Origin of the sequence: Cellvibrio sp. PSBB006 (assembly GCF_002162135.1) — a bacterium.
Taxonomy (GTDB): Bacteria; Pseudomonadota; Gammaproteobacteria; order Pseudomonadales; family Cellvibrionaceae; genus Cellvibrio.
In genome coordinates this window covers 1,087,047-1,112,753 of the sequence record NZ_CP021382.1, presented here as the reverse complement: position 1 = coordinate 1,112,753, position 25,707 = coordinate 1,087,047, and the positions used below count along the sequence as shown (strand labels likewise).

Here is a 25,707-nt window from a genome sequence, read left to right as displayed (position 1 = left end):
TTGATGTGCTCAGCGTTCAAGCCAATCTCTAGCACTTTAACTACTCCATATTAAAGTAATATTTCAATTCCCCTGTCCGCCAGATAATTTTTAAAAAAATCCAATACTTCCTGAAAATAATTCAATTCCTCAAAAATTAATGTCGCCAAGGCATTCGTTTCACGTCATTGCATAGGTTGTCGTTTTATTTATCCATCGGTACATCACCTGCGTGGACTTACTCTTTGTTAGCTGAAGAGGCAGCGACGGCTTCACTCCATTTTAAATTAAAGCGTTCTGGGGATTACGATGCTAAACGTAAAACGAAAGTTATTGGGGAGCCTGATAGGTGCTCTCATGGTGACGCAGGCCAATGCTGCGGCGATAAAGCTGGATATTCTTGTGGATGGTAAACCTGCAGAAAATGTCCGTGTTCTGCTTGACGGGCGTGAGGTAGGACATCTTGCTGTAAAAGAGGGTATTTGGCTTGAGAATATTGGGAGTGGTGTTCATCAACTGGAAATCGGTCTTGGGAGTGAGACGATTCCAGTAAATTTTTCTGTGGATGAGACTGAAGCGGCTTTTATTGCGGTTGTGAGCGATTCCAATCAAGCAAAACCCTTTACCTCCGTACAACATGTAGCGCTTGAAGATGTTCAGGTTGAGCAGCAAGTTAATGGAAAAAAAGTTGCCACCATAAAAACAGGAGCCTCCCCCGATCTGGCGACAGGCCTTATCAAAGGTATGCTCACCAGTAATAACAAACGGATGCCTGTCCGCAATGCGAATATAACGATTGTGGAGACTGGCGATACTGTTCGCTCGGATCGCTATGGCACCTTTGAGTTGGATTTAATGCCCGGTGTCTATCAATTGCGGATTGAACATCCGGACTTTCAAAGCCGATTGCTCGGTGGCGTGCGGGTGCTACCTAAATTAGAACTTGCTGTGGATGTAGATCTCTCCGCGAACAAAATTGATGGGGTTGAAAATACCACGATCAACACCGGCCCTGTGCTCGAAGAAATGCTTATCGTTGCAACCTATCGGCCCAATAATCCGATTGATTTTGAACGAATGTCTTCGTCGGTGTTAGACAGTATCGACTTCGCCCAGAGCGCTCGCTTTGATGACAGCATGATCAGCGGTGCAATCAAGCGCGTCGTGGGTGTGAGTCTGGAAGACGACCGCTACGCCATTGTGCGCGGTATGAAAAGCCGCTACCAGTCAACCTATTTTGATGGTGTGATCCTGCCAAGCACTGATCCAGGGCGTCGTGATCTGCCGTTGGATATTTTTCCTGCAACTATCATGAAAGGCTTGTCCTTGCAAAAAACCGCATCGGCTGATGTTCCCGGCAATGCAACAGCAGGCCATATTGATATGAGCACCAAGGAAGTTCCGGATGAGCCGTTCTTCAAAATATCTTATTCATTTGGCTATGGTGATGCACATACCGATGACGCCATTATGGTGGATGGTGGTAACAGGGATTTTCTGGGTTATGACGATGGCTTTCGCGATCTGCCCGATGAAGCAAAGGCGATGAAAGATTTTTATCTAATAAGTACCGGTGATCAGGTATCACCTGAGCAAAAAGAATCACTTGGTGAATCTTTTAACCATTATGGGATTTATAAAGGCGAGCCATTGGGTGATGTATCTTTCAGTCTAAGCGGAGGGCAGTCTTGGGATGTAGGATCTCAGAAAGTCGGTGTAATTGGTGCCTTTCGCTATGGTAATAAGTGGAGTAACAATGAAAAAACACAATACCATTTTAATCTGGTTACCCCTCCCAGTGGTGATGGAGTAATAAGTGATGAGAAAGAGGTGTACCTGGACTCAGGAAACGTTACTCATGATACCGACAATGTCGTTGATGTAAGTGGCATGTTAAATATGGTTTGGGAGCTGAATGAGGATCATTCATTCGGGTTGAATAATATCCTCATGCGGCACACCACAAATTCTGCTGAATCGAGGTATTCGTATCTTGTAAGAAGGAATGTAGATGAAGATGGTATGCCTGCTGGTACACCAGACACCTGGGATTATATCGAGCGATCCAAATCTGATTTTATTGATTGGATCGAAGAGGAGTTAATCAGTAATCAGGTATGGGGTAAGGATCGTTTTGATTTATTCGATAATCAGGGAAGTTCTGCCTTTTTTGGTGATCTGGACGTTGATTGGCGAATTATGCAGGCACAATCAGAGTATGACCGGCCGGACGCTAAAATGTATTCCTGGGTGGGCAACAGGGACTATGACAGTTTGGAGTTTCAAGCGTCGACAAGCGGTACAAACTATTCTCTTTGGGAAAACATGGAAGAAGAAAACTCCGGGTATCGTCTGGATTTAAGTTTGCCGATTAGCGAAAGCAATCCAATATCTGCCGTGTTGAAATCCGGTTTATATATATTAGAACGTGAGCGTAATGGTTATAGGTATAACTGGCGTTACACTGGGGGCGAAAATTTACCGCAGGAAGTGTTGGAGAGTCCAGACCCAGCAATCGTTCTTTCTCCAGAATATATCGTCGGTGGATTGTCGCAAAATGGTTTTACCATCTCGTCGGGAGGAATTGCGCCAGAAGATGATTTTGGCATTGACCGTGGTTCTCACTACCTTGTTGAGCAAAACTCGGACGCGTATTATTTTCTGGCAGATATAAACATCAAGGAAAAAATGAGGATCAATATCGGTGCTCGTTATGAAGCACTTGATATTAGCGCAGACCAATACACTTATAGTCCAGAGCCTTTATTCGATTTACTGGATGAAGACAAAGTTCTCCCTTCGATAACACTGACGTATCTATTTAATGATGCCTGGCAGCTTCGAGCGGCTTATTCACAGACGGTTAGTTGGCCGGAAGTTTTTGAAGTCTTGCCTCGCCGATTTCGTGATATTGAGAACTTAACCACTTATCTCGGAAATCCTGATCTTAGACCGGCTGATATTGATAATTATGATTTCAGGTTGGAGTGGTACCCCTCCGATACAGAGTCGGTGACGTTTGCTCTTTTCCATAAAGAGCTTAAGGATGCGATCGAAAATGTATTTGATAGCTTAGGTGACGATTATGATTACTACACATTCAGTAATGTTGAGTCTGCTGAAGTAAGTGGTTGGGAAGTTGATATGCGTAGGGAGTTTACTTTTGGGCAAGATGACGACCATGGATTATTTGTTCAGTTTAACTATACCGACATTGTGTCTGAAGTTAATCTGCCAGAAGACAATAAAGAATATGATCGCAATCGTCCGCTGCAAGGGCAGCCGGATTATATCGTTAACCTCCAGATAGGTTACGACCATATTGATACCAATCAAGAATTAACCTTAGTGTTCAATCGTAAAGGTGAAGAGTTGACAGTGGTGACACCCGCTGTGGGTCAAAATGTCAGTAACGTATACGCCGAACCATTTGATGATCTCAAACTAATTTATACCAAAAGATTTCTTAATGATCTGTCTTTTTCCTTATCCGCTGAAAATATTCTGGATGATAAAAAATCGCAAGTATTTGAATTTGAAGACGTTCCTTTTTTGAGCTACGAACCAGGTATGCGGTTCAAGCTAACGGCAGATTACCGATTTTAAATAGCACGGCATTAAACCTTTGGCGCATACAAGTGCCGCTGACATTTATCAATTGTAAAGGTGTGACTATGAACATCCCAAAATCTTGTATGGCTTCGGAGTTATACATGGGCAAGTCTTTCAAACGGAACCTACTGGGGCTAAGTATGACGCTGCTGTTGGCAGCATGTGGCGGGGGTGATGTTTCCAATGAGCTGGCGCAAGACCCGCCTTTCGATGTTTCGTTAGAGCAGTGCGAATTGCCTACCGTTGGAGTTGTTGGAACGCCGACGGAAGCTGTGATAATCAACGGTGTTGAAACCCAGGCTTGCCTTCTTGACACAGAACTTCCCGAGAACGTTTTGGATATCCGTTTGAAGACATCCCATCAATACCAACCTCTGGCCTGGGTGCTGGATGGCACATACGAAATAGGCGAAAGCAAACGCTACGCGACATTGGCTGAACTTGAAGAGGAGCCAGTTACTCGCCTCGGCGGCGACAACGTAAACTTATATGCCCGAGAAAATACCTTGGTCATCGTTCACCGCAACGGTGTCGTCAATTCCAATACCACTATCCGCTCAATTGATGATGATCAAGTCGGTGGTGGAGAGTGGGGTGGCGTTGTTGTGAATGCCTGGGGCTACCACCCGGACTGCCCGGCCGATACAAGCGCCGATAAGTTATGCAATATTGAAGGTCCTTGGGGTTATTACGGTGGTTTATCGAAAGAGGAAAGCGAAAACTACCTGCTGGAATCAACGCGTAGCCCAATGGGCTTCCAAGGCGCTGTCGCCGAAGCGGGTGGGACTGTCTCAGGCAAGCCTCAACCAGAGGCTGCCGTTGTGATCAATGCGCCTCTACAATCGCAAATCAATTTCCCCAGTGGGGTCTTCTATAGCGGAACCCATGGTCTTGAGTTGAATGGTGGTAATGGCCGTGTGTCCAGTGTGGCGATGGAGAATGCTGGTCACGCTATGGTCTGGAAAAATGGGTTTAGTGGTTCTATTGCCGACAGCATTATTTTTCATTCCAGTGCAGATTACGCGGCGCTTAAAGGTGAACTTGGCGATGCGGATTCGAACGTAATTGAGCTTACAAATATCACACTGGTTGATAAAGGCTTAACGGCGGGTACGGCCATTGAATTGTCAGGTGGCCATCAGCTTTCTAATGTCGTGATTCAGGGATTTAACTCGTGCTTGCAAGCTGACGCTTCGGCTACTGATACACAAATCAGCAACAGTGTCTTTTTCTGTGGGCAATCGGGAGCGCCGGCTGCAGATGGTATTAATTACGCGGCCCAGATTATTGCAAGCGCCACCAATTATTATGAAGATGATCCTGATTTAACGCCCATGCTAGCGCTCGGAGATCCATCCATTGTATTGACCGACGGTTTTCCTGGTGGTGCGTCAGGTAATGTGAGAGTCGTGGCGGGATACGAATTCGGGCTTTATTACGATGCCTGTTTTGGTGTGGGCACACTGCTGGATGAAACCGTCCAATTCGGTTCGGCAACCTACCAGATTTGTGAATTGGGCGGTGTGATCACTAACAATTTTACCTTTGATGATGATATTAACGATGTGCTTATCGCATGGGCGCTTAAAGGTAACGTCACCTTTGGAGAAAGTTTTTCTGGCTTAAGCCAGGAGCAGCAACTGGAACAGTTAAGTTCACCACAAAAACTGGTCATAAATGGCCAATCAAAAATTGTTGCGCGGGAAGGTGCATCACTAGTGGTAAATCCCGGTGTGACGTTGCGCGTACGCGGCTCGCGTAATTCCCCAGCCACTATTTCCTCGATAGATACAGGATTGGATGGTGCTGGCGAATGGGGCGGAATTACCATTAACGGCATCGCGGACACCTGTAACACATCAGCATTGTGCGAGTTAGCGCAACAGTCGTTGGTAGACGTCAGTTATCTACGCATAATGGAAGCTGGAGCAAACTCACCAGCGTTGACACTCAATCAGGTGAATGCAGCCAGTCAAATAAATCATCTGGATATTACCGGCTCTGCGGCGGGCGGTTTAGCGATTACCGGCGGTGCCATTAATATAAAAAATCTGGTTATGGCCGATGTTGTCGGGGACCAGATCAATTGGAGTCAAGGCTACACCGGCACGCTTCAGTATGCGGTCTTGCAAGCAAGTGATAACAGCAAAGGGCACGCCCTGCGCGGCCAGAACAATACTGCAGATCATGATGCCAGCCCACGCTCGCGTCCGGTATTTGCAAATATCACCATGGTGGGCGGTGATGAAAGTCAAAGCGCTATCTTACTGGAGCAAGGTTCGGGACTGTTGCTTTATAACTCAGTAGTGACTGGCTTTCCCTCTTGTCTTGACATTGACGACCCCGCAACTGCCGCATTGCAATCCAGTGCGCCGCAAGGTATTCATTTCGGCAATGTTGTGCTTGATTGCGCGGCGACACTCGCCAGTGATGCAGAAGATGCCGGTGAGGATTATGGCTTTTACACCCAACAATCCAGCGGGGTTTATGAAGTACCAGCGGTACTGGATAGCCAATTCATTGCAGCGGGAGGAGATGTACCCGCAGGCATTATTATTGATGCCGCGTTGTTAGGCCAGGCTGCATCATATTTGGAATTAACCAGTGATTATATGGGTGCGGTTAGAGATTCCAACGATACCTGGTTCGCCGGGTGGAGTGATTCTGTCTTTGTAGAATTGGCAGCAGAATGTGATTACAAAGGTGTGTTGGAAGATACCGCAGATTTTTCTTTTACCTATACTCAATTTTCCAATGAGTTGGGTGGCAACATTACGTTGCATCACAAGGTGTGCAGTTTGCGCGGCACGGTGACGGAAGATTTTCATTTAACGAATTACACCGGAACAGATCGCGAGGCTATTGAAGCTGGACGTCGCAAGGCGGGGGCTTATAACAATACACTTACCACGGAAGAAAATCTGCTCACGCCACTCCCGACAGTTTGGTTGCTTAACGGCATGGTACACATCGGTGAAGGCCACCTGGAATTGACCGATCTGGCGCAAGTGCAAGCCATGAAAGATGATCCGGTGGTGTTGACAATTGACCCCGCCACCATTGTGATGTCTACCGCCAACGGCGGTTTACATATCACGCGAGGTGGAGCGCTCGATTTGCAAGGTGGACCGCATTATGCCGCCTTGCGTGATCTCAACGAGACTGGCCCGGTCAACTTTATCGGCCGGCAGGGCGGCTCCCTTTTTTCTCAGCATTCTTTAGATGTCATCGGCTCTACGGCGGTCGCACCGATTACCTCCGCAGGTCAAGATTGGGTGGGGCTGATTGTTGATGGCTTTGGGCGTAACAACCAATGCCCTGAGGCGGACACCGCTGAAGCTGGCAGCCAGATCTGTAATATCAAAGGTGAGTACGGCTATCACGGTGGTTACGACAACAGTCACGCCAACCTTTTAATAAAGCACTTAAATATGGGCGGTGGCAGACTCGAACTCAACAGTGTGGGGCAGGGCGGCTCGATAGAGTTTATGAAGTTCTTCACGAGCAATGGTACTGTGCAGTATGAGAAAGTTCGATTCGATGGTGGCGCAGTGAATATTGGTCACATGCAGTTGTTAAACACAGAACCAACAGCTGAAGGCGCTGTAATTTCCTGGAACCACGGTTATCAAGGTACGCTTCACCACTTGTTCATACAAGGTTTTATGTCCATTGAGCCTGACTCGGCCCCGTTGATTGCTGGCTATAACGGGGCATCAGGAGAAGAAGACCGCTTGCCTCGCTCCAAGCCCACTTTGTCGAACATTTCGATAGACTACACAGATTTTGTTACATGGGGCATGGGGCAAGTGGAACGAGCAGCGATACAGCTCGTCGATGGCTCAGGCCTATATTTATACAACTCTGTCATTGGAGCCAGTACGAGTTATACCCAATGGGGTGCGTACTCTCCTTTCTATTGTTTCACCACGGATGAGACCAGTGCAGCTTTGGTGGGGACCGATATCGTCTTTGGACAGGTGGCTAGCTCTTGTACTCACCTTGCAGATGACCTGGAATTTGATGCTGCCGTCGCGTTGGACGAAAAATCTTCCATACTCACCTTTGCTGATTATGTTTTTTCGTCAACTAGTTATCAAGTATTCCCCAGTTTATATCAGGACATAGAAGCACTGAAAATTATTACTGGTTGGGGAGCTGCGTTTATGCCTCGCGAAGCTATTGCGTCTGTAGGTGGAAAACCTTTAGATTATTCGTCCTCCACTACTGTCGATGCTGATTTTATTCAGCAAACTGATTATTTGGGTAGTCAGGATTACTTGTTGCTGCAGGAGCATGGAGGTGTCATTAGCGATTAACTCGCTATATATAAAGATTACTTTTTGATAGCGCGCTGATTAAAATCCAGCTAGTGAAAGCTAGCTGGATTTTTTTATAAGTATAGAAATTACAATGAAAAATAAACCGAAATAAGTTCGTATAGTAATATCCTACACAATATCATTTTTATCCCAGTAACCATTGGATCATTCCAAAAATGATTAAATACTTATTCTATTGTTCATAAATCGTAAAACACGATGAATTTTTTGAAACGATTTTTTTAGTATGACCGTTAGATTAATTATTAATCGTTTCTGTTTTGGTTGTAAGTCTTTCGCTCGCCATAAGAGTCTAAGCCCAGCGGGCCTTTGAAGCGAATTTGTCATACACCAAGGTCAGTATAAATTTGTCTGGTCAAGGCCGGATGCAGCAGCTTGGTTTTTGTGTTGATTTACTAATTAATATTCGAACTCGCTGCTGATAAATGTTGTTAACTTATCGCCCGGAATAATCAGGTTACGATCGTCAAAAAAAAATAAATTGGCTGAACGTAATCTGGTTGTTAATACACCGGGATTCCTGTTTAACGAATGGAGTTTGTTATGAAAAAGTTAATGTTATCTGCTGGTTTTTTAGCTATGGCTCTGGGTGCTTCATTTTCTAATGCAGCTGTGGTTACTCTGGGGTTGCATCCTGCTTGTAATGGAAACGGAACGTTGATTAATCCTGCGTATCCTTGGAATGGTAGTACCTACCGTTATTGCCAATTGCCTAGCAATATTGCGGTGGGTAATAATACCATTGAGCTGCCTGTAACTGTGCCCTTCGCTGGTTCAACCACGCCCATCTTGTGGGTACTTCCTCAGGTTGTTACAGTTGGTAATGGACAATCAGCTACAGCTACTCCTGCCGGCGTAGACAAAACAGAAATCGTGATCGGAGCTGGCGCAAAGGTTGCTGGTGCAATCGAAAACTCTGCTTTGGTAATGACGCGCGGAACTAAATTGACTGCAAACGGTTGGGATGAGGTAGAGCAAGTTATCAAGCCAATTATTTTCTCATCTTTAGATAACGGCTTTTCCGGTCAAGGTGAATGGGGTGGTGTAATTCTGTCTGGCTTCGGTGTCAGCAACCAGTGTAACAGTGGTTATGTAAGTGCTAATTGCACCATGGAAGGCATCAGTGCTGGTACCTACTACTTTGGCGGTGGTGCTGATACCAACATGAGTAGTGGTACTTTGAATTATGTGGTTATCACCGAAGGTGGCAGTGTGGTTGATGTGGACACCGATGGTGATCCGGACCCAAACAGCAACAGCGGCGACGAAATTAACGGTTTGACTCTCTATGCCGTTAACGATACTACCTCCATCAACAATGTTCACATCCATGACAATCTGGATGATGGTATTGAATTCTTTGGTGGCGATGTCGATGTCAGTAACTTGTGGCTAACCTGCCATAAAGATGACAGCGTTGACTGGGATCATGGCTATACCGGTAATCTCCAAAATGTTCAAATTATCCAGAAGAGTGGTGCAGACCATGCCTTTGAGCTGGCTAGCAACCCGAATGATCCGGATGCACCACCGCGTGCACATGGTACCGTTACCAATGCATCGGTAACCTTGCTTTCCGGTACAGCCGACTCTCCCTTTAGCTTTAAAGAAGGTACAGATGCAAGTCTGAGCAATGTGGTTATCTCCGGTTACAGTGGTATTGCCTGTAACGTTGCCGGTACTTACCATCAAGTAACGACATCTGATTTTTCTCTGATTGAGTATGGCTGCTCCAACTCTACCGGTTTGCTTCCTGCGTCTAATACCTCAGCTACCGGTTTCACATCAGCGTCATTCTGGACCACAGCTCAAGGCAACCCAGGTTGTAATTAATTTATAGCCCTGGAATATAAGATAACGGAATTCACACGGTGGTAGTTTTGCGCAGGCCGAGCCTGCGCTTTTTATTTCTAGCGACACATATCTGTAACCTTGTGTTGAGAAGATGTTAGCTTCGTAATTTTCGAATGTTTTAGCGCGATCGGATTGATGTGATCATGTATCGAAATATCCGTTTTCGCTGGCTGCTATTACTCGTGCTAATCATCGGTGGTGAAGCTGTCAGCGCCGAACCCTGTGTCCCTCCCGCAAAATCCATGTCTTTTCCTGCAAGTGATCTTGTGAAAGCACTTGAGCAGCTTTCCGATACATTTTCTTATCATCTTGTCATTGATCCCACGCAGGTGGAGCCGTCTCGAATCGCCGCTTTGGCAGGTTGTGAAACACTTGATTTATGGATCAAGGCTTTGCTTGCAAATACGGGGTTATCGTACCGGCTTATCGGGGATACGCTGGTGGTCTTCAAGCCTCGCTCTATCGTTGCGCCCATGCCGCTAATTCCACACTCGGATTCTGTAAACACAATGTCGCAAAGTGATTCAGAAGTTCTCGTGTATGGCCATATGCGTCAATCAGAGCAAGCGGCTTCTCCGCAAAACCATTATCGCGGCGAGCCTGACGTGGTGATCAAATACGATGATGTTGTCATGATGGGGATTACTGATCTTGCGTCTGCATTGGAGATGGCCTCTGGCGTAAAGTTGGAGCAGGAACGTTACATGATTATTCGCGGCATGAAAGGGCGCTATCAGGCGGTCAGGATTAATGGTGGTGTTATTCCCGGGCTGGGGCCATCGCATACCAGTGTGCCGATGGATATATTTCCCGTCAGTATTTTAAATCATGTTGACCTGCGTAAATCGGTTTATGCGGATGCGCCAGGAAACTCAACGGCGGGCATGGTTAATATTGAGACTCTGCGAATACCGGATCGGAGTTTTGCAAACGCGATGATCGGGGTTGGCTATCACGAAGGCGTCACACGGCAGGACAGCATCAGGAGCTACCAAGGTGATTCAGATTGGCTGGGGCGTGACGATGGTGCGAGAGCGTTGCCGGATATTCTGCGGGAAAGCGCCACGCAAGGTGGAGTGTCATCCCTTGCGGCTCATAGGCGTAAAGCGGCGGGTGAGTCAGTCCCCGGTCTCTTTGGCATTTACAAGGGGGAAACGGGAGACAATCTTTTTTTAAATCTGAATGGCGCGCACTCATGGCAGGCTGATGATATTAAGTGGGGAGTTACGGGATCAATAGGGTATAAGAACATGTGGCAAAACCTTGATCTGGATTCCCAACTCTATGGGCGCAGTCTGGATGAAGAGCAGCCGATTCTTTATCCCTCTCGGACATCGAAACATGAACGGGTAGAAAATACGATTGATGTGAATGCTCTGGTTGCTGGCGGTTTGAGTGTTTTGGATACCCATCATCTGGGAACGAATATTTTATGGCTGCGCCAGTCGACAAGCTACACCGAACGGATTGAGTCAGCGCTACTGAATACACTTGGGAGTGAATCCGGGCAGTATCAACAACGAAGCTTATTCCATTGGACCGAACTCGAATTATTATTTCAACAGGTTTATGGAAAGCATGAAATATCCTACTTCGATGAGCTTTCTTTTCTATGGCAATTATCATCCGCACAATCTGAATTTTATCAACCCTATAACATGTCTTATCGCTACAATCGATTGGAGTCTCGGTCCTATCAAGCCGGACTGGGTTTTGATCAGTTACAGATAAAATGGCTCGATATGAGAGAAGATAGCCTGAATAGCAGTGGCCAATTTATAAAACATTTTGACAATCAATATGGAGCGGGTGAGGTAAAGCTGGGTTTTGAGCAGCTGCGCAGTTTGCGGGATGGTAGTAATTTGCTGTTTTCTTTTGAAGAAGTTGGAAATATCACCGATAACCGAGCGCTGCTGGAGCAGCCCGATCCTTCGGTCATATTTTCTCCTTCGTATATCGTGGGAGATGTGTTATCAGATGGTTTCCTATTGGTTGATCAAGTTTTGCCGCAGGAGAGTGATCAGGGGTTAAGTGGTCGTTTCTATGCAGCACGCAATAAAAATAAAGCGCTTTATTTTTTGAGTGACATCACATTGTGGGGCAGATTACAACTTGTTCAAGGTATAAGGCAGGAATACAACAAGGTAGAAGCGGATTTGTGGGATTATGCACCGGAATCCAAGGTTAGCCTGCATGACGAACACCGTCTTCTGCCGTCCTTTTCTGCGGAGTACAGTATAGGGAAACGACAAGCTATTCGCATCGGATATAGCAAAACGGTGGCGTGGCCAGGCATGAGCGAGCTGCTTCCCTTGCACTATGAAGAGATAGACACGCGTATATTGATCCGGGGCAATGAAACGCTAGAACCCTCCGATATTAGTAACATCGATATGCATTGGTCATACAGTGAGGAAGGTTTGCTTAACCTGCATGTATTGCTGTTTCATAAAGACATTGAGAATGCGATTGAAGGTGTTTTTCTGGACCCTGGTGTGCCGGGGGCAACATTTAACAGTTACACATTTAAAAATGCTCCTCAGGCCAGAGTGTTTGGTTATGAGATTGAAATGGATATCAATGTTCTGGAAATGAGCGCTCATGAACTAAACGTTAGCGGTAGCTATGCCCGTTTGTACTCTCGTGTTTCTGTGGATAGTTTTGCTGATAATGAAAAGCGGGCTCTACAGGGACAGCCAAGCTACATCACGGGGCTGGGGCTGCGTTACCAAAACGGAGAGAAGGATGTTGGTGCATCGCTTTTTTATAAACGTTCAGGTGAAGAACTTTACATTGTGAGTGGCACACTGGATGTGCCATCTGTGTATCAGACGCCGATAGATAGCCTGCATCTTTCTGTTCATAGGAAAATTTTTGAGAATGCTTCCGTTACCTTTTCGGTGGATAATCTTCTTGGCAAAGATTATCGCTACCGTCAAGGAAGCAGCACCTATTTGAATTATCATAAGGAGCCGGAATTTGCTCTTCGTTTATCAGCGACTTTCTAGGCTATTCATATTCGCAGTAGCAGTGTTATTAATAAGCGCTTTTTAAGACGATGTGATTATTGTTATGCGTAATCGTCAGACCGTGAAGAGCCTCCAGAATCTGGATATTTTTTTCCATTTCCTTCAGCTCAAAGCTTCCTGTAACCAACAATTTTCCGGTAGTGAGATCACCACTTTTTAATTCTGTTTGTGAGAACCGATTGAGTTTAACAAGCAGTTCAGATAACGGCATTTTCTCCACCGAAATCCAGCCATCCTTCCAGCCTTTGTAACTGTCAGGGTCAAATGTAGTGACGTCGCTGCTGAGTCCTGCCGCCACTGTTACGCGCTCTCCAGCGGATATAATCCTTTGTTGCTGTAGATCTTTCAGTGGGCTTATGGCTACTTTCCCTTCAAAGACGGAAAGCTCTGTAATATCTCCGCGTTGGTCAACATTAAAGATGGTTCCGAGGGCTTCCATCCTGGCTTGGCTGGTTTCTACCACAAAGGGACGATGGATATCTTTTTTCACAGAAAACTGGGCTTCACCCTGCCGTAGTTGGAGGCGCCGCTCTTTCTCGGAAAAATGAACATCAAGCCTGGTTCTAGCGCTCAAGTCAGCAATGCTGCCGTCAAAAAGCTGCTTATGTTGTACTTCGTGCACAGCAGTTTCAAATACTTGTGTATCAATACTGGCTTCCTGGGTAGATGAAAATCGTATGACGCCGATTACAAGAAAGCAAACAAGAATACATGCGGCCGAAAGTGAATAAGATAAACGCAATGTTAATGATGGGCCAGATGCTTTATCTTCTTTATGATCAGACTCGTTTTCAACCATTGTTAATGCTTTTGTGAATTGTGGGTCATTCCAGATGCCTCTAACGAACGCATCTTTCTCTCGACGATTAGCATTTTCCGAAAGCCAGCGATCATAATTGCCGTTCGGCAAATGACTGTCTATGCGAAGCACATCTTCATAGATACGTTTTTCTTCGCTGGGAGTAAGATTGTTGTGGTTAGGCATGGCTTTTTTTCTCGGAGCGTATATAGGCTGTATGCTTGTGTTTTTCCATCATGTCTTCGAGTGTGCGAAGTATGCGATTCAATTGCTTTTCGACAGCTTTGGGAGTCATATTCAGTTCATTGGCTATTTCTGAGTAAGATTTTGCATGTAATTTACGCATGATGACAATCTTACGCGTAACTGCGGGTAAGCTATTCAGGCATTCGATAAATAATGCCAGGCGTTGTTGGGCCTCGACATGTTCATCGGGGAGCGGACGGTGGCACAGTAGGTCTTCTGAAAGAGGCTCAGATACATCACCTTTTCGTTGGCCTCGGTATATGTCATTAATAATATTTGATGTCGTGCGATACAGATATCCAACAGGGTCGGTTAATGTATTCCCTGAACGCAACTGTTTGGTTGTTCTTGTGATAGCTTCTTGATAGATATCTTCAATGTCACCGTTGTCGTTTATTCTTTTTTTGATGTAGCCCAACAACTTTGGTTTCTCATCGCAAAGTCGTTGAAATGTGTACTCTAATGCGGGTTCATGAGAGTTCATTCTATGCACCGACCTCTGATAGGTATATAGCGAGCGAGGCACGGAAGCTACTACATTTTTAATGACATTTTCTACCTTCCTGGCCATTATTTCTGATGTTTTCTGCGGGTTAAAAATTAATCACGTCATGGGAAAAGTTCCATTGTCATAAAAATTTCATCAAAATGACAAATCAAGCGCAACAAAAATGAAACGAACGCCGTTTACCTTGCCGTTGCGTTTCTATTTCCAGTCAGGAACCTGGATATTAACAGGCACTGGGAAGGAGTCTTCTCTTGTTTAACAAGAAGTAGAAATAGCTGAGCATTCATTTTTACTAACTGCGATGAATAAGAGGTAGGCAAGTTGAAAATCAACACCACAAATACCATCAAGTTAAACAAGAATAACTTGAGTCTGGCAATCGGCAGAACAATCATGGGCGCCGCATTGGCGACTGGTTCCTTCCAGGTCATGGCACAGGCACCGAGCGAGTCTCAACCATTCCTTGAGGAAATCGTTGTTACCGGTGGCTACGCAAAAAGTCTTGAGCAAGCTATCGACATTAAGCGTTCTTCCGTTGGGTTTTCTGATTCAATCGTTGCTACCGACATCGCTGACTTCCCCGAACAAAACCTGGCAGAAGCTCTGCAACGTATGCCGGGCGTTACCATTGAGCGTAATAAAGGTTTGGGCAGCCGCGTTAATGTGCGCAGTTTGCCAAGCGAATTCACCCATGTGTCTATCAACGATCTGGCGACGGCGTCAGGCAGTGGCGGTCGCGATGTTGAGTTCGATATTTTCGCCTCTGAAATTATTCAAAGTGTAACCGTACAAAAATCCCCTACCGCCGCCGATGAAGAAGGTGGGATCGCGGGTTCGGTTCTGATTTCTACGGCACGCCCGTTTGATTACAACGAGCCAAAGTTTGTGGTGTCTGCCGAGGCTGCACATAATTCAATCTCCGAAGAGGTTGATCCGAAAGTGTCTTTCCTGGCCAGCAATACCTTTGGTAACTGGGGTGCGCTGGTGTCTTTCTCGGCGTCTGAGCGTACTAACAGAACCGATTCGAATTCCGGTATTAACTTCCGTCCGCTGTCACGTTGGACTGAAAAAACCGGTTCATCACAATGGCAATCTGATCAAACCATTGAAGTACTCGAACGCGATACCGGTGTGGTGATTACCGATCCGTTTGATACAGAACAAACTAACCGGGTGGTATTCCACGATAAAGTGGGTGACCGTGCTTATTTGAATGAGCAGGAAAAATGGGGAGCGACGACCTCATTACAATTTCAACCCAGCGGCAGTTTCAGCCTGACCTTCGATGCCATGCTCGGTGGCTACGACAATACCGAAGACGAATACGATGCGGCGGCTTACACAGCATCCAGTATTAGCGCGTTGGAAACCGTGCATGAATTCGACAGCACAACGTTGGCTGAGCACGGTATTGTTGTACTGCGCGATGTGTCTTATGCGGCCACTCAACACGAATTTCTGAGCAAAGAAAACGTCCATAAAACCGACTACACCCAGTACAGCTTGAGCATGGATTGGGAAATTGCCGGCTGGATTATTGAAGGCTTGGTCGGCTACTCAGGCGCAGAAAAAACTTCCGATACCAGCAACCTGAAGCATGTTGCATTTGCACCTTCGCGCTCACGTTTTACGTCAACCGGTGGTGTAACCGTCGTTAGCGACAATCCGGACAGTATCGACATGTATAACTCGCCCGAGAGTTATCTGTTCGATTCGTATGAAGTAAACCTGGAGGAGATCCAGGACGATAAATCGGCAGCACAGCTGGATTTCATCAAGCCGCTGCAACTGGATTTCCTGCCGGTATTAGACCAGGTGCAATTCGGTGTGCGCTACACGGATAAATCCAAAGAGCGTAATCGTGGAACAACCAATGTAAGGGGCCCGGAGGAAGGTGATACTTCCTGGCGCAATGAGCGCACCTTGCAGGACAGCGAATTAACACCGATTTCCGATCTGGTTCCCGGTGGTGAATATTTGTCTGAGTCATCAAACAGCCCGAGCTGGTCGCAAGTTTCCAACAACTACGCGCGCAACGAATTCCGTTACGATGGTTTCGGTGTGGATTTTGCGGATAGCGAATACTATCGTGTCGACGAAGAAGTGGTGAGCCTTTACGCCATGGCCGATTTCAAATTTGATATCGCCGACATGCCAGTGTTGATCAATGCAGGTGTGCGTTCAGTAGATACATCGGTACTGTCTTTCGGTTATCACCAGGTGCAGAATTCAGACGGTTCTACCGGTTATACACCGACACCAATCTCCAAAGAAGGTAGTTATACCGACGTGTTGCCCAGCCTCAATATGACCATGGAGCTGACCGATACGCTGTTGCTCCGTGCTGCGGCATCCGAGACATTAATGCGCCCGGCCTTGGGTGATATCGCCTATAAGCGCACCGTCAGCGTCAACGATTTCAAATACTACGATGGCAACCCGGATCTGAAACCCACCTACGCTGATCAGTGGGAAATCGGCCTGGAATGGTACATGGATGAAGGCGTGCTCTTTGCCGCATCGTATTTTGAAAAAGAAATTGAAGGTGTTGTGCGTGAGTCACTGACTGGTATCGTCGAAGACGTGATCAAATACAATGCCAACGGCACCGTTGATGGTACCTATGATTTCGAGATCTATCAGAAGGTTAATGCGGAAGGTGCCTACGATGTGTCCGGTGTTGAATTGATCGCGCAATTCCCCTTGAACATCATTCACGAGTCTCTGGAAGGTTTTGGTATCAATGCTAACCTCACCATGCTGGACAATTCACTGACCGGTGAATCTGATCTGGATATTCCGGCACCACCGGAAGGTTTGGCTGATGAAACCTATAACCTGACAGCCTACTACGAGAACGAGAAGTTCGACGCACGTGTTTCCTATAACTACAAAGACAAGTATGTGGAATATATCGCGAGCGATATGTATCCGGTCTACCGTGATGCTTATGGTCAGTTTGATATGGCTTTGGGGTATCAGGTTACTGACAACGTGAAGGTAACCTTGGAAGGTATCAATATCACGGATGAAGAAACTTCTGCTTACACGATTGATCCGTCTTTCCCGAGTATGTACGAGTTCTCCGGTCGTCGTATCAGCCTCGGTGTAAGAGCTGATTTCTAATATCTTCCGTAGTTTCCAGGCAATAGACAGGATGCCCGCAATGGGCATCCTTGTTTAGCTCAGCGACCACTATTTGTGTAATTCACGCCACTTCCACTCGCGAATATCCGGCATATCTTCTCCGTGTTCTTCAATATAACGCTTATGTTCCCTAAGCTTGTCGTTGATCATTTTCCTGACGCTGTCTATATCGTAACCATAATGTGATATGCGCTCTATGACTGCGCGTAGCAGGTGAAAACGATCCAGTTTATTCATCACCACCATATCAAAGGGCGTGGTAGTGGTACCTTCTTCCTGAAAGCCATGAACATGAAAATTCTGGTGATTGTTCCGGCGATAAGTCAGCCGATGAATAAGGGCAGGGTAGCCATGGTAAGCGAAGATGACCGGTTTATTGCGCGTAAAAAAGTAATCGAAATCTTCGTTGCTCAAGCCGTGGGGATGCTCACTTGGTGACTGAAGTTTCATCAGATCCACGACATTAATCAGGCGCACCTTTATATGGGGCAAATGGGTGTGAAGTAGCTGCACCGTAGCCAATGCTTCTATTGTGGGCACATCGCCGGCGCAAGCAATAACCACGTCCGGCTCCTGATCACCATCGGTGCTGGCCCATTTCCAGACGCCGATACCGGCCGCGCAGTGATCAATAGCCGCATCAATGTCAAGCCATTGCGGCTGTAAATTTTTGCCGGCGACAATAACGTTGATGTAATTGCGGCTGCGTAAGCAATGGTCGGTAACAGAGAGCAATGTGTTGGCATCCGGCGGCAAATAGATGCGAATAACTTCGGCTTTTTTGTTAACAACATGGTCAATAAACCCCGGGTCTTGGTGGCTGGTACCATTGTGATCTTGTCGCCAGACATGGGAAGACAATAAGTAATTTAATGAGGCCACCGAGCGGCGCCAGGAAAGATGATTGGCGACTTTTAACCACTTGGCATGTTGATTGACCATAGAGTCGACAATATGAATAAAGGCTTCATAGCAGGATAAAAACCCGTGGCGGCCGGTGAGGAGGTATCCTTCAAGCCAGCCCTGGCATTGATGCTCACTTAACACCTCCATCACGCGCCCATCGGTAGCGAGTTTATCATCGCCGCTAATGGTTTCTGCCATCCAGGTGCGCGCCGTAACGTCCAACACATCCTGCCAGCGATTTGAATTATTTTCGTCGGGGCTGAAAAGTCTAAAATTTTTAGTCGGCAGGTTCCGGGTCATCACATCAGCTAAAAATTTTCCCATAACGCGCGTTGCTTCGGCATCGACTGCGCCAGGTGCAGTGATGCTCAACGCATGCTGTCGATAATCCGGCATGACTAAATCCTGTAACAGAATGCCGCCGTTAGCATGAGGGTTTGCTCCCATGCGTCGGTTACCGGAAGGCGCCAGCTCGGCTAATTCCGGAACCAGTTTTCCATCCGCATCAAACAATTCGTCCGGACGGTAACTTTGCAACCAGCGATCAAGAATTGCCAAATGTTCCGGGTTATCCATATGGCTCACAGGCACTTGATGAGAACGAAAGGTGTCTTCAACCGGCTTTCCATCCACCTGATCAGGTCCGGTCCAGCCTTTGGGCGAGCGCAGGATAATCATGGGCCAACACGGTCTTTTGGTGACGCCTTGTATACGCGCGTTGTGCTGAATCTGGTGTATTTCTTTCACCACACGATCCAGTGTCGCCGCCATTTTTTGATGCATGGTCTCTGGTTCGTCACCCTCGACAAAGTAGGGTTTGTAACCGTAACCGACAAAGAGTGCTGTCAATTCATCGTGGGGAATTCGCGCGAGAAATGTGGGATTGGCAATTTTATAGCCATTCAAATGCAGGATAGGTAAAACAGCTCCATCTTTTGCCGGATTAAGAAATTTATTGGAGTGCCAGCTGGTTGCCAATGGTCCTGTCTCCGCTTCGCCATCGCCCACGACACAGGTCACAATTAAATCCGGATTATCAAAGGCGGCCCCGAACGCATGGGATAACGAATAACCTAATTCACCGCCTTCGTGAATGGAGCCGGGAATATCCGGCGCAACATGGCTGGGAATACCGCCGGGAAATGAAAACTGTTTGAATAGGCGCTGCAGTCCAGCTTCGTCCTGGGTAACGTGTGGATACATTTCACTGTAGGTGCCCTCAAGGTAGGTGTTAGCGGCTAACGCTGGCCCACCATGACCGGGCCCGGTGATAAAAATCATGTTGAGGTCGTGTTGTATGATGATGCGATTTACATGGACATAAATAAAATTCAATCCGGGCGTTGTGCCCCAGTGACCCAGCAGCCTGGGTTTAACATCTGCTGATGAAAGTGGTTTTTTTAACAAGGGATTTTCATAAAGATAAATTTGCCCGACAGATAAATAATTCGCTGCCCGCCAGTAGGCGTTCATCTTGTCCAGCAAATCAGCGTTTAATGGATGTCTATTTTCAATGGTGACTTCAGCTGCATTGGAATGCATCGCGATGATTCCTTTTTCAGTGATGGTTGTCGGTAATGGGTGTCAGTGATGCGCCCGTCGAACGTGAGGCATTGATATACCGTGTGGTGTTCCTGGGGCGGCCAACTCAATTTTTTCAAGCACTTGATAAACGTATTGAGCTATAACCTGTTCTTCATTCGTCGGTATCACCATAATAAGCACCCGGCTTTCGGCTTCCGAAATTACCGCTGCATTGTTGTTGTTTTTACGTGGGTCCAGTCTTATGCCCATAAATTCAAGCCCGACACAGACCCGCGCACGTATCGTCGGCAAATTCTCACCGATACCGCCGGTAAAAATCAGGGTATCCACGCCCCCCAATGCACCAGCCATGGCACAAATCCATTTTTTTGTTTGATAGCAAAATAGCTCTACGGCTTCAGCTGCACGGTGATCGTCATGCTCGGATTTCAACAGTTCACTGATATCTGCACTGGTTTCGGAAATGCCCAGCAAACCGGATTCCCGGTTGACCATGTGCTGAAATTCCCGGGCGCTCATCTGTTCTGTCTGCGCGAGGTAAGCGTATAGTCCCGGATCAAGATCGCCTGAACGACTGCTCATGGGAATGCCAGCGGTGGGTGTGAGCCCCATACTGGTATCCACACTTTTACCCTGATATGTTGCCGCCAGGCTGGCACCATTGCCCAGGTGCGCCATAACAACTCGACCCCTCGCACGCCCTGATCCCTCAAGATGGCGCAACTCTTCCAACACAAAGGTGTAAGACAGGCCATGAAAGCCATAACGACGAATGCCTTTCGTGAAGTAACGGCGTGGAATGGCTAACAGGCGTGCAACAGGCGGCAGGTGACGATGAAAATCCGTATCAAAACAGGCAATGTGTTGCACGCTCGGCAAGGCTTTTATAAAGGCCTTAATGAGCGCAATTTCTTGCGGTAAATGTTCTGGATCAATCGCAGTCCATTGCTCCAGTGTTGCCAGCATGGCCGGAGTAATTATCTGTGGCGTACCATAGGTCGGCCCGCCGTGCACCACGCGGTGCCCCACCGCAAGCAGCAGGTCGGTATCAATATGCGTGGTGATCCAATTCAGCAGCAGGGTAACAGCGGATGCGTTAGATCGTTCAGCCACTGAATAATCCTGATCGTCCAGGGAAGCGCGTTTGAAGATGCCACTCGTTTCCAGCTTTTCGAGGTCGCTGCGTTGAAGCCGGGCATTAATATGCAGTCTGGACGAACCGATGCCAGTCATTTTTCCTTTAATCAAACAATTAACCGGCGGCTCATGTGCCGACTGTGGGGCACTAAAGAGCGCGAACTTGATGCTCGATGAACCACCGTTGATCGTCAGGACAAAAGATGGGTTGGTTGGCATAAACGTTGTCACCGTAAAACAAGTACTGGCACTTTGGTATTGGCAAGCACTTTTTGGGTTTCGCTACCGACGAATAATTTGTTGAGACCTTTTCTGCCGTGAGACGCCATGAAGATCACATCACAATCAAACTTTTCAGCGGCGGCCAGGATTTCTTCGTAAGGGTTGAAATTGATGGCCGTCGTTTTCTTGCAGGTAACACCGGCGGCATGAGCGGCATCGTAAACGCGTTGCACGTAGTCATGAGCCAGCTTGAACATCTGTTCATCGTGCAGGTGCTGCCACTCTTCCATATAAAGTGGGTCTGGCATCATACCGTCATGTAAAGGCAAATAAGGTTCTGCAACGGATAGGGCTACCAGTTTGGCATCCGCGTCTTTGGCAAAATCCACGGCATATTTAATGACTTTGTCCGATAACGGAGAACCGTCGGTGGGCACGAGAATATTTTTGAACATGATGGAAGCCTCCCGGTGAGTGGGTTAAAACGGCGAATTTCCTGCTCATTATCAACCTATTACTCAGCGGCGTTATGATCTACATCAACAGTTTTGACCTTACAAACCTGCGCATAAAGCTTTCGACGCCATAATGCAAACAAAGCGAAATAAACATAAAAAAATTCGACTATCAAGTTTTTGAATATATCCCTATAGATGCAAGCGAGGCGGTTGGAATTATTAATATTCCTATATCGTCTTAACCGGATGTTACGCACAGACTGAAGGGAAAATGCCATGGCGTAAATTTGTAATTTTGTGAGCCAGTGTCTACTTTAAAAAGGTTATCCATTTGCAAATGCGGGAAAACTTTCTTAGGGCAGGACACATCACATGGCTACAAAAACTCCGCGCACGACTGATCAGGACGAGGTTATTAGTAACGAAAAATCCCCGGCGGTCATCAAGAAGACTGTTAAACGTAATGCCTCGGCGGGGGGTAACGCCTTTACGGGTGATAGCTACATGTATTTTACCGAGAGCGATATCAATAAAATTCTGGTTAATCTCGACCAGCTCCGCAGCAGTGTCTTTCCCAATATTAACCCCGACATTGAAGACAGCCTTAAAAAACAACAAGACTTCCCGTCGGTTTGCCTGATCGGGTTAGGGCGGTGTGGGTCCAATATTGCGTTGGACGTTGCCTCCCTGGTGTACAGCGCGCGCAGTTTTTATTTAAATGAATTCAATAATGAAGAACGCCAGCATCGTGAACAGGAACGGCCGATCAGTTGGATCAAACGCAGTTTGAGCTTATCGAATACCGCGGCCACCAAACCGGTATTCCTGATTGAGCCTTTGGTGATGCTGGGAGATCTGGATAAAGATATAGAAGGGCGTATTCGCTTTTCCAGTAAGGGTGAAAAGAGCGGGTTTTTATACGATTACACCAAGATGAAGATCATGGACCTTTCTGAGGTGCATGCCGGTGGCGCGGGTAATGCGCCGATCCTGGGTCAGTATCTGGCCAAGATCATCCTGAATAAAGACACACAACGTTTTTCCAATGCAGACTGGAAATTTATTCATTCCTACCTGATTGATTCCTGCGGCATTAAAGCCAATCAATCGCGCCTGTATTTTTATATCTTCAGTGCGGGTGGTGGTACCGGCTCGGGTATGGCATCCGAGTTTGGCCTGGCTCAACAATACGCCTACATGAGCAAAACCTTCGACACCCGCTCCCCCAATGAAGACGAAGAGAATCGTGGCCATTCGTTTGTGTTCGAGCCAATCTTCACCAGTGGTATCTGCATCCTGCCGAATATTTCCGACCACGGCGGCGAAATGTCGGAAGCGCTGCACATCAATGCCGGCCGTTTGTTGTGTAAATACCTGGCGGAGGAGTGGGATTTTTCCTACAACTTCGACAATGAAGACAGCAACGATGCCAGCGTGATGCACCGCATCCGCCCGTGGAACGCGATGATGCTGATCTCCAATGACATTATGCGTTACGCCGAAGAAACCGATGATGGTGACATCCAGTACATTGATGTCAACGCCATGGAAAAATACGCAAACCAGTATATTTCCCAGCAAATCTTCAACATCCTGACCGCCCAGGCGGTAACCACGGATTACGACGAGAATTATTTTCGCCGTGCGGGGATTGATATTGGCGAAACCATTCGCCTCGACGCCAACGACCTGTTTATGAGCCTCGCCGGCCCGGTTGCCGTCGCTTACGCCGAGTCGGTGATCCCCGATGCCGCGCTGAATACCGAAAAATTGAAAGTCATCGATAAAACCAATGATGATCTGGATATTGATGATCTGTTCTTCCGTTCTATTGACCTGCCGCACTTCAATAAAGTGACCCAGGCCATTGAAGGTATCAGCCTGCTGCCGATTGAATCAGGCCGCTATCGCGAAGCGCTGCAAAACTACATTGACAATGATTACAACCCTGAGGAATTGAAAGACCTGCATTTCTTTAAAAACTGTTCCTCTGTAGTTTCGATTGTGTCCTTACCCAAAGATTACAAACTGTCCTACATGGATTTGAATAAACTCAAATCGCATTTGAACAACTTGTTTCCCAACACAACACTGAAACGCTATGCCTTGGTGATCGGTGCATCGGCCAATATTTCATTGACAACACTCATCGCGAAAAGCCCTTGTTTGAGCGATGACTTCCTGACCTTGATCGTTGCCTACATCAAACGTTGCTTCGCGCGCGACGACTACCGCTTTGATGACAAGATCGACATGTCCATGCTCGACTTCATCCGCTCCGACAAGTTCGATGAAACCCTGATCGATGACATGCTGAACGAACACGAAAACCCGGCCAAGATCCTCGATACCAACTGGTACGCGATCAAACCCATGTACGAGAAAAAATACCGCGAATTGATCAACAACAACGATAAATTCGTGTCCATCAATGACATTCGTCTATCGCGTGACAGTGTGAAGAAAGCGATTAAATATCTGCGCGAAATTTATCGTCACAAGATCAGTAAGACGCGGGTGATTTCGTTGAATGATCAGGGGGCTGAGGTTAAGGCCACGCGCAAGAAAAATAGTTAAGTGAGGTTTATGTTACCCGCTGTTAACAGCGGGTGATGTCTTTGCAATTCAATCAATGTGATGGTTCGCACAGACTTAACTGCGAACTATCACTGACCATGCGGCATGATCTGCCGCCCATTTCTTATTGACGCAATTCAGCCAAGGTGATGGCAGGAGCGTGTCAATTTTTTGTATTCCTCGCACATGACCCCGGCGGCAATTTCAAAAACACTATCAGGACCAGGTGAGTTTGATGTCGTTTTCCCCAGCATTTCGTGAACGCTTACAGCGCCTTCAGCGCAATCATCTCCTTATCGCTTTAGTGCTGGCTGGCTTGTTGATTATCTGGCTGGCCAGTGGCGATTTCTTGCGTGCTAAAGACGAACCGCCTGAGGAACAGCCCACGCCAGAAGAGGCAGAGGCGTTTCGGGTGGAGACATCGGTGTTGCAAGCTGAGCCGCATTCCCCGGTGCAGGTTGTGCAGGGTGAATTGCTGCCAATGCGTGAGGTGGAGATTCTCAGTCAAATCAATGCGCATCTCACCGGGCGGGTGGTGGATTGGGGCGATGTTGTTGCTGAGGATGAGATCCTGTTTCGTCTTGACCCGGAAACACGCGCGGCGGAGCTGGCGCGAGCGGAGGCAGCGCTGGCATTAAGCCGTGCGGAGTTGGAGGGTGGCGAGGTTCTGTATCGCAAAAAATTGTTATCTGAAACGGAATTTTTGCGTTTGAAATCGGCGGCCGCGTCTGCGTATGCCGAGCGTCAATTGAGTGCACAACAGTTGCGTTATGCAGAAATCAAGGCGCCTTTCGATGGTGTTGTGGATCGCTTGCCGGTGGAGGAGGGTGATTATGTGCAGGTTGGCGACGCGCTGGCCACGTTGGTGGATATTGCGGTGCTGCGTCTGATTGCTTATGTACCACAACAACAAGTCTATGCGTTGCGTCCTGGGCTTTCGGTGGAGGCGACATTACTCGATGGATCGACCTTGCCCGGTACCCTGACGTTTGTCGCCAGCCGCGCGGAAAGCAGTACGCGCAGTTTTCGCATTGAAGCGCAACTTGATAACCCGGAGCGTCGTCGTATAGCCGGGTCGAGCGCCACACTCAGCGTGCGTCTCTCGGACCAGAAAGCACATCGGCTTTCACCCGCGTTGTTGTCATTGGGAGAGGATGGTCAATTAGGCGTTAAATCCATTGATGCCGAGCGTAAAGTGACGTTTCTGCCGGTAGAGATTCTCAGCTTTGATCCGGAGGGGGTTTGGGTTGGTGGCCTGCCCGAGGAGGTTGAAATTATTACGCTCGGCGCCGGGTTTGTGACTGCTGGCGATCCGGTTAATCCGGTAAAAACGGAGCAGCGCTGA

General features: G+C 47.3%; 12 protein-coding genes. 7 read left to right on the top strand and 5 right to left on the bottom strand.

The features are described 5' to 3' along the window. Positions 1-288 precede the first annotated feature (288 nt). The 4 genes from CBR65_RS04545 to CBR65_RS04530 all read left to right on the top strand — a co-directional run bounded on the left by CBR65_RS04545 (position 289) and on the right by CBR65_RS04530 (position 12,796). Positions 289-3,585, top strand: coding sequence for a TonB-dependent receptor (locus tag CBR65_RS04545; RefSeq protein ID WP_087465757.1), 3,297 nt, complete (start codon positions 289-291; stop codon positions 3,583-3,585). A 146-nt stretch (positions 3,586-3,731) separates the two neighbouring features. Then, positions 3,732-7,910, top strand: a complete 4,179-nt coding sequence (locus tag CBR65_RS04540) for a hypothetical protein (RefSeq protein ID WP_087465756.1) — start codon at positions 3,732-3,734, stop codon at positions 7,908-7,910. A gap of 567 nt (positions 7,911-8,477) precedes the next feature. Next, positions 8,478-9,767 (top strand): hypothetical protein, encoded by a 1,290-nt coding sequence (locus tag CBR65_RS04535; RefSeq protein ID WP_087465755.1) that lies wholly within the window; start codon positions 8,478-8,480, stop codon positions 9,765-9,767. Positions 9,768-9,931: 164 nt separating this feature from the next. Next, positions 9,932-12,796 (top strand): TonB-dependent receptor domain-containing protein, encoded by a 2,865-nt coding sequence (locus tag CBR65_RS04530; protein WP_087465754.1) that lies wholly within the window; start codon positions 9,932-9,934, stop codon positions 12,794-12,796. A 28-nt stretch (positions 12,797-12,824) separates the two neighbouring features. Here CBR65_RS04530 and CBR65_RS04525 read toward each other — a convergent pair whose 3' ends face one another. Together CBR65_RS04525 and CBR65_RS04520 are read right to left on the bottom strand one after the other, a co-directional pair. Continuing rightward, the gene (locus tag CBR65_RS04525) at positions 12,825-13,802 is read right to left on the bottom strand and encodes a FecR family protein (protein ID WP_087465753.1); all 978 of its coding nucleotides are present in this window, start codon (positions 13,800-13,802) and stop codon (positions 12,825-12,827) included. After that, positions 13,795-14,346 carry an RNA polymerase sigma factor gene (locus CBR65_RS04520; protein WP_157671976.1) on the bottom strand — a complete coding sequence of 184 codons (552 nt, stop codon included), beginning with the start codon at positions 14,344-14,346 and terminating at the stop codon, positions 13,795-13,797. Before CBR65_RS04520 ends, CBR65_RS04525 begins: the two co-directional genes overlap by 8 nt. A gap of 345 nt (positions 14,347-14,691) precedes the next feature. Here CBR65_RS04520 and CBR65_RS04510 point away from each other — a divergent pair, with 345 nt between their 5' ends. Continuing rightward, positions 14,692-17,496, top strand: coding sequence for a TonB-dependent receptor (locus tag CBR65_RS04510; protein ID WP_232461353.1), 2,805 nt, complete (start codon positions 14,692-14,694; stop codon positions 17,494-17,496). Between the two features lie 69 nt (positions 17,497-17,565). Here CBR65_RS04510 and CBR65_RS04505 read toward each other — a convergent pair whose 3' ends face one another. Genes CBR65_RS04505 through CBR65_RS04495 form a run of 3 tightly spaced genes read right to left on the bottom strand, consistent with a single transcriptional unit; the run spans position 17,566 to position 21,782 of the window. Next, positions 17,566-19,965 carry a phosphoketolase gene (locus CBR65_RS04505; RefSeq protein ID WP_087465749.1) on the bottom strand — a complete coding sequence of 800 codons (2,400 nt, stop codon included), beginning with the start codon at positions 19,963-19,965 and terminating at the stop codon, positions 17,566-17,568. Between the two features lie 42 nt (positions 19,966-20,007). Beyond that, positions 20,008-21,324, bottom strand: a complete 1,317-nt coding sequence (locus tag CBR65_RS04500) for an acetate/propionate family kinase (RefSeq protein ID WP_087465748.1) — start codon at positions 21,322-21,324, stop codon at positions 20,008-20,010. 8 nt (positions 21,325-21,332) lie between these two features. Next, on the bottom strand, positions 21,333-21,782 hold the full coding sequence (locus CBR65_RS04495; RefSeq protein ID WP_087465747.1) for a universal stress protein: 450 nt from the start codon (positions 21,780-21,782) through the stop codon (positions 21,333-21,335). Between the two features lie 375 nt (positions 21,783-22,157). On the opposite strand from CBR65_RS04495, the gene CBR65_RS04490 reads away from it, so the two are divergent. Together CBR65_RS04490 and CBR65_RS04485 are read left to right on the top strand one after the other, a co-directional pair. Beyond that, on the top strand, positions 22,158-24,362 hold the full coding sequence (locus CBR65_RS04490) for a hypothetical protein (protein WP_087465746.1): 2,205 nt from the start codon (positions 22,158-22,160) through the stop codon (positions 24,360-24,362). Positions 24,363-24,597: 235 nt separating this feature from the next. Beyond that, positions 24,598-25,707: an efflux RND transporter periplasmic adaptor subunit gene (locus CBR65_RS04485; RefSeq protein WP_087465745.1), complete on the top strand. Its 1,110-nt coding sequence runs from the start codon at positions 24,598-24,600 to the stop codon at positions 25,705-25,707.